The sequence below is a fragment of the Pseudomonas brassicacearum genome (assembly GCF_918698105.1).
GTDB lineage: Bacteria > Pseudomonadota > Gammaproteobacteria > Pseudomonadales > Pseudomonadaceae > Aquipseudomonas > Aquipseudomonas brassicacearum_F.
Genome location: NZ_CAKKMI010000075.1, coordinates 21,388 through 29,268 on the forward strand (window position 1 = coordinate 21,388; position 7,881 = coordinate 29,268).

General features: G+C 62.2%; 7 protein-coding genes. 4 read left to right on the forward strand and 3 right to left on the reverse strand.

From position 1 onward, the window contains the following. Positions 1-16: 16 nt before the first annotated feature. From prpC to LQ215_RS23620, 3 genes are all read right to left on the reverse strand, one after another. Positions 17-1,144, reverse strand: a complete 1,128-nt coding sequence (gene prpC / locus LQ215_RS23610) for a bifunctional 2-methylcitrate synthase/citrate synthase (RefSeq protein ID WP_230152816.1) — start codon at positions 1,142-1,144, stop codon at positions 17-19. Positions 1,145-1,243: 99 nt separating this feature from the next. After that, positions 1,244-2,134, reverse strand: a complete 891-nt coding sequence (gene prpB, locus LQ215_RS23615) for a methylisocitrate lyase (RefSeq protein WP_003204061.1) — start codon at positions 2,132-2,134, stop codon at positions 1,244-1,246. Next, on the reverse strand, positions 2,131-2,844 hold the full coding sequence (locus LQ215_RS23620) for a GntR family transcriptional regulator (protein ID WP_230152817.1): 714 nt from the start codon (positions 2,842-2,844) through the stop codon (positions 2,131-2,133). Before LQ215_RS23620 ends, prpB begins: the two co-directional genes overlap by 4 nt. A gap of 280 nt (positions 2,845-3,124) precedes the next feature. Here LQ215_RS23620 and LQ215_RS23625 point away from each other — a divergent pair, with 280 nt between their 5' ends. The 4 genes from LQ215_RS23625 to pabB all read left to right on the forward strand — a co-directional run bounded on the left by LQ215_RS23625 (position 3,125) and on the right by pabB (position 7,808). Next, the gene (locus LQ215_RS23625) at positions 3,125-3,661 is read left to right on the forward strand and encodes an ATP-dependent zinc protease family protein (protein ID WP_018600248.1); all 537 of its coding nucleotides are present in this window, start codon (positions 3,125-3,127) and stop codon (positions 3,659-3,661) included. Between the two features lie 5 nt (positions 3,662-3,666). Then, complete coding sequence (locus LQ215_RS23630; RefSeq protein WP_230152818.1) at positions 3,667-5,199, forward strand: inactive transglutaminase family protein; 1,533 nt, start codon at positions 3,667-3,669, stop codon at positions 5,197-5,199. Next, complete coding sequence (locus LQ215_RS23635) at positions 5,199-6,185, forward strand: alpha-L-glutamate ligase-like protein (protein WP_013693958.1); 987 nt, start codon at positions 5,199-5,201, stop codon at positions 6,183-6,185. The genes LQ215_RS23630 and LQ215_RS23635 overlap by 1 nt, the downstream gene beginning before the upstream one ends. A gap of 279 nt (positions 6,186-6,464) precedes the next feature. Beyond that, positions 6,465-7,808, forward strand: coding sequence for an aminodeoxychorismate synthase component I (gene pabB / locus LQ215_RS23640; protein WP_230152819.1), 1,344 nt, complete (start codon positions 6,465-6,467; stop codon positions 7,806-7,808). Positions 7,809-7,881: the final 73 nt, after the last annotated feature.

The following is a 7,881-nucleotide window of genomic DNA, read 5'->3' on the forward strand; positions in this document are numbered from 1 at the left end:
GCTAGAACCCTCCAGCTCAGCGTTGTTCGATTGGCACGAACTTGCGCTGTTCAACGCCGGTGTATTCGGCGCTCGGTCGGATGATGCGGTTGTTGGCGCGTTGTTCGAACACGTGGGCGGCCCAGCCGGTCAGGCGCGAGCAAACGAAGATCGGCGTGAACAGCTTGGTCGGGATGCCCATGAAGTGGTACGCCGAGGCATGATAGAAATCGGCGTTGGGGAACAGTTTCTTCTGTTCCCACATGGTCTTGTCGATGGCTTCGGAGACCGGGAACAGCACTGTGTCGCCCACTTCATCGGCGAGTTTTTTCGACCAGCCCTTGATCACCTCGTTGCGCGGGTCGTTGTCCTTATAGATCGCGTGACCGAAGCCCATGATCTTGTCCTTGCGCGCCAGCATGCCGAGGGTGCCCTCGATGGCGTCCTGGGGCGAGCTGAAGCGCTCGATCATCGCCATCGCCGCTTCGTTGGCGCCGCCGTGCAGCGGGCCACGCAACGAGCCGATGGCGGCGGTGATGCAGGAAAACAGGTCCGACAACGTGGAGGCGCAAACCCGGGCGGTGAAAGTCGAGGCGTTGAATTCGTGCTCGGCGTAGAGAATCAGCGAAACATTCATCACCTTGACGTGCAGCTCGCTCGGCTTCTTGCCGTGCAACAGGTGCAGGAAGTGGCCACCGATGGAGGTTTCGTCGGTCACGCACTCGATGCGCTGGCCTTCGTGACTGAAGCGATACCAGTAGCACATGATTGCCGGGAACGCGGCCAGCAGGCGGTCGGTCTTGTCGTGCTGCTCGGAAAAGTCTTCCTCGGGTTCCAGGTTGCCCAGGAACGAGCAGCCGGTGCGCATCACATCCATCGGGTGGGCGTCAGCGGGAATGCGCTCCAGCACTTCTTTCAAAGCTTGGGGCAAGTCCCGCAACTGGCGCAGTTTGCCGATGTAGGCGTCCAGCTGTGCCTGGGTCGGCAGCTCGCCGTACAGCAGCAGGTAGGCCACTTCTTCAAATTGCGCATCTGCCGCCAGCTCGCGAACGTCATAGCCGCGATAGGTCAGGCCGGCGCCCGACTGGCCTACGGTGGACAATGCGGTTTGCCCGGCCACCTGGCCGCGGAGCCCGGCGCCACTGAGTACTTTTGCTTCGGCCATTTGCTGTCTCCAGTTTTTGGATTTGTAGAGAATGGAGGAAAGAGATCGCAGCCTCGTTGCACTCGACAGCTCCTACGGAGCAGCGAGGCTGCGACCTGTTCATTTTTTCGCCGCGAATAACGCATCGAGCTTCTGCTCGAAGGTGTGGTAGTCGATGCGATCGTAAAGCTCCATGCGGGTCTGCATGGTGTCGATGACATTCTGTTGCGTGCCGTCGCGGCGGATCGCGGTGTAGACGTTCTCGGCGGCTTTGTTCATGGCGCGGAACGCCGACAGCGGGTACAGCACCAGGGACACGTCGGCACCGGCCAACTGTTCGGTGGTGTACAGCGGGGTCGCGCCGAATTCGGTGATGTTGGCCAGGATCGGCGCTTTCACGCGGCTGGCGAACAGCTTGTACATCTCAAGCTCAGTGATGGCCTCCGGGAAAATCATGTCGGCACCGGCCTCGATGCACGCGGCGGCGCGGTCCAGGGCCGACTCCAAGCCTTCCACCGCCAGGGCATCGGTACGGGCCATGATCACGAAACTGTCATCGGTACGGGCATCGACGGCGGCCTTGATGCGGTCGACCATCTCTTGCTGGGAGACGATTTCCTTGTTCGGACGGTGGCCGCAGCGCTTGGCGCCAACCTGGTCCTCGATATGGATGGCCGCCGCGCCGAACTTGATCATCGATTTGACGGTGCGCGCCACGTTGAACGCCGAGGAACCGAAACCGGTGTCCACGTCCACCAGCAGCGGCAGGTCGCACACGTCGGTGATACGGCGCACATCGGTCAGCACGTCATCCAGGCCGGTGATGCCCAGGTCCGGCACGCCGAGGGAGCCGGCGGCCACGCCGCCACCCGACAGGTAGATCGCCTTGAAACCGGCGCGTTTGGCCAGCAGCGCGTGGTTGGCGTTGATCGTGCCCACCACTTGCAGCGGATGCTCGGTGGCGACCGCATCGCGGAAACGCTGGCCTGGCGTGCTCTTGCTGGAACTCATGACTCACCTCGTTCAGTGGCGGCGCTGTCCTGGAAATGACGCGCAATGTTGCGTTTGGACGCACCGATGTGGCGGCGCATCAATAATTCAGCCAGTTCACCGTCACGGTCGGCGATGGCGTCTAGAATCCGGTGGTGCTCGGCAAAGGCCTGGCGCGGACGATTCGGCGTGGTGGAAAACTGGATGCGGTACATGCGCACCAGTTGGTACAGCTCGCCGCACAGCATCTGCGTCAGGGTGCGGTTGCCGCTGCCCTGGATGATCCGGTAATGAAAGTCGAAATCGCCTTCCTGCTGGTAATAACCGACACCGGCCTGGAACGCCGCATCGCGTTCGTGGGTTTCCAGCACCCGGCGCAGTTCGTCGATTTCTTCCAGGGTCATGCGTTCGGCCGCCAGGCGGCAGGCCATGCCTTCGAGGGATTCACGAATTTCGTAGAGTTCCAGCAGCTCGGCGTGGCTCAGCGACACCACCCGGGCGCCGACGTGAGGCACCCGCACCAGCAGGCGCTGGCCTTCCAGGCGGTGGATCGCCTCACGCAACGGCCCGCGGCTGATGCCGTAGGTGCGCGCCAGCTCGGGCTCGGAGATCTTGCTGCCGGGGGCGATCTCGCCTTTGACGATGGCGGCCTGGATACGCCGGAAAACGTTCTCGGAGAGGGTCTCCGAATCGTCCTGAGCCATCATCGGGGTTTCGAGCTGATCGAGCATATTGTCGACACCTTTCAAATCAATACGGCAAAAACTAACCAATAGCAGCGTTTACGTCAAAGCAAAAATCAACATTGTCGACAATCGTCTAATAAGCTCACCCGCCATAACCACTCGTTTGAATGCATCGTAGCGTCCGGCCAGCGGTGGCGTCAGAAAACCACCGTGTTAGAATGCCGCGCGATTTGCCGCTCTCCTTTTATAGGGAAGGCTGCCCAGGGAGCTTGTGCAGCAATGCCAGGGCCTGAACCGATAAACGGAACGCTGCGCACCAGGATCTATGACACTCAAGCCCTTCACCGCTGTTCTTTATTTCATGTGCCTGCCGGGGCTTGCCGTGGCGGGTGAAAAAACCGTGTACGGCCTCAACGAATACGCCGCCCTGCAGGGCATCGACCTGGAGGTCGCCGCCAAGCTGGACACCGGCGCCAAGACCGCGTCCCTCAGCGCCCGGGACATCAAGCGCTTCAAGCGTAATGGTGAGTCCTGGGTGCGCTTTTACCTGGCCATCGACGCGGCCCACTCGCATCCCATCGAACGTCCGCTGGCCCGGGTCAGCAAGATCAAGCGCCGCGCCGGAGACTACGACCCGGAAGAAGGCAAGAAATACACGGCCCGACCGGTCATCGAACTGGACATCTGCATGGGCTCGGCCTTGCGCAGCATCGAAGTGAACCTGACCGACCGTAGCGCCTTCCAATACCCGTTGCTGATCGGTTCCGAGGCGCTCAAGCGCTTCGACGCGCTGGTCGACCCCAGTCTCAAATACGCTGCCGGCAAACCCGCCTGCGCCAATGCCGCTCAAACCGCAGAGTAATTCCAATGCGCTCCCTTACCCTCCATCTGAAAATGCTGATCGCCATCCTGGTGGTGCTGGGCCTGTCGGTGACGGCCTATCAGATTTTCGTGCTCGGCATCCCGGTCACCGAAGACGCCACCGACGACTTGTGGAACATCGACGCCAAGGTCGAGTTCGTGCCCAATGCCAAGGACCCGGTGAAGATCCAGATGTTCGTGCCGCCGCTGAGCCGCGACTACGTGAGCCTCAACGAGAGTTTCATTTCCAATAATTACGGCGTAGCGGTGAACCGGGTCGACGGTAACCGCAAGGTGACGTGGTCGGCCCGGCGTGCCAAGGGCAACCAGACCCTGTATTACCGCCTGGTGCTGACCAAGCGCTACAGCGCCGAGAAAACCAAGGTCAAGGGCCCGACCTTCCGCGACAGCATCGCCGTCGAAGGCCCGGAGAAACTGGCCGCCGAAGCCCTGCTCGCGCCGATCCGCCAGCATTCGGCCGACGTCGAGACGTTCATCAGCGAAGCGATCAAGCGGGTCAACAACCTCAACGACGACAACGTCAAGCTGTTGCTGGCCGGCGACCCTTCCTCGGCCAACAAGGCGCGCATCGTCGAACTGGTGCTGTCCATCGCCCACGTGCCGGTGGAAAAAGTCCACACCATCCGCCTCGTGGCGGAGCAGCCGCAGACACCTGAGCTGTGGCTGCGCAGCTTCAACGGCACCGACTGGCTGTATTTCAACCCCGACTCCGGCGAACAGGGCCTGCCCACCGACCGCCTGCTGTGGTGGACCGGCGATGAAAACCTGATCACCGTCGATGGCGGCAAGAAAGCCACCGTCACCTTCAGCATGAACAACAGCGAAATGAACGCCATTCGCCTGGCCAAGCTGACGGACGAGAACACCGACGCCAACTTCCTCGAATACTCGCTCTACGGCCTGCCGCTGCAAACCCAGCAAACCTTCATGATCATGGTGATGATCCCGATCGGCGTGCTGGTCATTCTGATCCTGCGCAACCTGATCGGCCTGCAAACCCTGGGGACCTTCACCCCGGTGCTGATCGCCCTGGCCTTTCGCGAGACCCAACTGGGTTTCGGGATCATCCTGTTCACGGTGATCACCACGCTGGGCCTGTCGCTGCGTTCGTACCTGGAGCATCTCAAGCTGCAGATGCTACCGAGGCTCTCGGTGGTGCTGACGTTCGTGGTGGTGTTGATCGCCGCCATCAGCCTGTTCAGCCATAAGCTGGGCCTGGAGCGCGGCTTGTCGGTGGCGTTGTTCCCCATGGTGATCCTGACCATGACCATCGAACGCCTGTCCATCACCTGGGAAGAACGCGGTGCCGGCCACGCGATGAAAGTCGCCATCGGCACCCTGTTCGCCGCGTCCCTGGCGCACCTGATCATGAGCGTGCCGGAACTGGTGTACTTCGTGTTCACTTTCCCGGCGATCCTGCTGATCCTGGTGGGCTTCATGCTGGCCATGGGTCGTTATCGCGGCTACCGCCTGACCGAGCTGGTACGGTTCAAGGCCTTCCTCAAGGCAGACTCCTGATGTTCGGCTTCTGGAAGACCTGGAAGGCCCTGGAAGCCCGGGGCATCATGGGCATCAACCGGCGTAACGCCGACTACGTGCTCAAGTACAACAAGCGCAGCCTGTACCCCATCGTCGATGACAAGATCATCACCAAGGAGCGGGCCATCGCCGCCGGCATTCATGTGCCGGAGCTGTACGGGGTGATCTCCACCGAGAAGGAAATCGACAAGCTCGACGAGATCATCGGCGGGCGCACCGACTTCGTGATCAAGCCGGCCCAGGGCGCTGGCGGCGACGGCATCATCGTCATCGCCGACCGCTTCGAAGGCCGCTATCGCACGGTGTCCGGCAAGATCATCAGCCATGAGGAAATCGAGCACCACGTCTCCAGCATCCTCACCGGCCTGTACTCCTTGGGTGGGCACCGTGACCGGGCGCTGATCGAATACCGCGTGACGCCGGACCAGATCTTCAAGAGCATCAGCTACGAAGGCGTGCCGGACATCCGCATCATCGTGCTGATGGGCTATCCGGTGATGGCCATGCTGCGCTTGCCGACCCGTCAGTCCGGCGGCAAGGCCAACCTGCACCAGGGCGCCATCGGCGTGGGCGTCGACCTCGCCACCGGCCTGACCCTGCGCGGCACCTGGCTGAACAACATCATCACCAAACACCCCGACACCACCAACGCGGTGGACGGCGTGCAACTGCCCTACTGGGACGGTTTCATGAAACTGGCCGCCGGTTGCTATGAACTGTGCGGGCTGGGCTACATCGGCGTCGACATGGTGCTGGACCAGGAAAAAGGCCCGTTGATCCTGGAACTGAACGCCCGACCGGGGCTGAACATCCAGATCGCCAACGACTGCGGCCTGACCTTGCGCACCCATGCGGTGGAAGCCCACCTGGAAGAACTCAAGGCCCGCGGCGTTACCGAAACCGTGGAAGAGCGCGTGGCGTTTGCCCAGGCGTTGTTTGGGCATATTCCGCCGGTAGAGGGTTGAGGCCGAGGTTTGAAGGTTGAAGTCCTGTGGCGAGGGAGCTTGCTCCCGCTGGGTTGCGCAGCAACCCCAAAGCCCGGCGCCCCGGTGCATCAGACTGACCGGGTTCAACTGCCTGGGGGTTGCTTCGCAACCCAGCGGGAGCAAGCTCCCTCGCCACAAGTGTTCACACCACAGATATCGTCTCCCCCATACTTGCCCATCTCCGACATCCCTCTAGGAGCAAATCCTACAGAGGGATTACAATCGCTCCCCCGCCTGAACGGCTGACCTGCCCCGCCCATGCCAACCTGCTCCGTACACCCGTTGCCCTACCGCGCCAACCCTGCCGAGTATTTCGCGGCGATCCGTCATGCCCCTGGCAGCGTGCTGCTCGACAGTGGCCGGCCGAGTGCCGAACGCGGGCGTTATGATCTGCTCAGCGCCTGGCCGCTGGCGCAATTGGCGGTGTTGCCGAACGAGAGCGGTGCTGATTTCCTGCAACGCCTGCGCATCGAACTGACACGGCTTGGGCACGCCGTACTACCGACCACGGTGCAATTGCCCTTTGCCGGCGGCCTGATCGGCTACTTGAGCTATGACTTCGGCCGACACCTCGAAACCTTGCCGTCCCACGCCAAGGACGACCTGCAACTGCCCGACGCGCGTTTTGGCGTGTACGACTGGGCGCTGGTCAGCGATCACCAGGCCGGCACCAGCCAACTGGTATTCCACCCCCATTGCGGCGAAGGCGAACGCCAGCGCCTGATCGCCCTGTTCAGCCAGCCGAATGGGGCATCCGTTGACACTTTCAGTCTTGAAGGGACCATGACGCCGGATCTCAGCGCCGATGCCTATCGACAGGCCTTCGAGCGTATCCAGGCGTATATCCAGGCGGGTGATTGCTACCAGGTCAACTTTGCCCAGCGCTTTCGTGCGCCCTGCCAGGGCGATGCCTGGGCCGCGTACCAGGCGCTGCGGGCGGCGTGCCCGACGCCGTTTTCCGGCTTCCAGAGCCTGCCCGAGGGCGGCGCGGTGCTGAGCCTGTCCCCCGAGCGCTTCGTCAAGGTCAGCGAAGGCCAGGTGGAAACCCGGCCGATCAAGGGCACCCGGCCCCGCGGGACAACGCCCAGCGAAGACGCGGCCCGCGCCGCCGAGCTGCTGGCCAGCCCCAAGGACCGGGCGGAAAACCTGATGATCGTTGACCTGCTGCGCAACGACCTGGGCCGCACATGCCGCATCGGCTCGGTGCGGGTGCCGGAGTTGTTCAGCCTGGAAAGCTACCCGAACGTGCATCACCTGGTCAGCAGCGTGACCGGCGAGTTGGCTGTGGATAAAGACGCCCTCGACCTGATCGCCGGCAGCTTTCCCGGCGGTTCGATCACCGGCGCGCCGAAAATCCGCGCCATGCAAATCATCGACGAACTCGAACCGACCCGACGCGGCCTGTATTGCGGCTCGTTGCTGTACCTGGACGTGCGCGGGGAAATGGACAGCTCCATTGCCATCCGCAGTTTGCTGGTCAAGGATGGGCAGGTGTGCTGCTGGGGCGGCGGCGGGATTGTCGCGGACTCGGACTGGGAGGCCGAGTATCAGGAGTCGATTACCAAGGTGAAGGTGCTGCTGGAAACCTTGCAGAATCTTTAAAACATCGCGGGCAAGCCTTGCTCCCACAGGTGGCATGACACCAGCCTGTGGGAGCAAGGCTTGCCCGCGATGA

Excerpts from the sequence above, each read along its gene's own strand:
- prpC (WP_230152816.1), bottom strand. The coding sequence starts at position 1,144 with ATGGCCGAAGCAAAAGTACTCAGTGGCGCCGGGCTCCGCGGCCAGGTG.
- prpB (WP_003204061.1), bottom strand. The coding sequence starts at position 2,134 with ATGAGTTCCAGCAAGAGCACGCCAGGCCAGCGTTTCCGCGATGCGGTC.
- LQ215_RS23620 (WP_230152817.1), bottom strand. The coding sequence starts at position 2,844 with ATGCTCGATCAGCTCGAAACCCCGATGATGGCTCAGGACGATTCGGAG.
- LQ215_RS23625 (WP_018600248.1), top strand. The coding sequence starts at position 3,125 with ATGACACTCAAGCCCTTCACCGCTGTTCTTTATTTCATGTGCCTGCCG.
- LQ215_RS23630 (WP_230152818.1), top strand. The coding sequence starts at position 3,667 with ATGCGCTCCCTTACCCTCCATCTGAAAATGCTGATCGCCATCCTGGTG.
- LQ215_RS23635 (WP_013693958.1), top strand. The coding sequence starts at position 5,199 with ATGTTCGGCTTCTGGAAGACCTGGAAGGCCCTGGAAGCCCGGGGCATC.
- pabB (WP_230152819.1), top strand. The coding sequence starts at position 6,465 with ATGCCAACCTGCTCCGTACACCCGTTGCCCTACCGCGCCAACCCTGCC.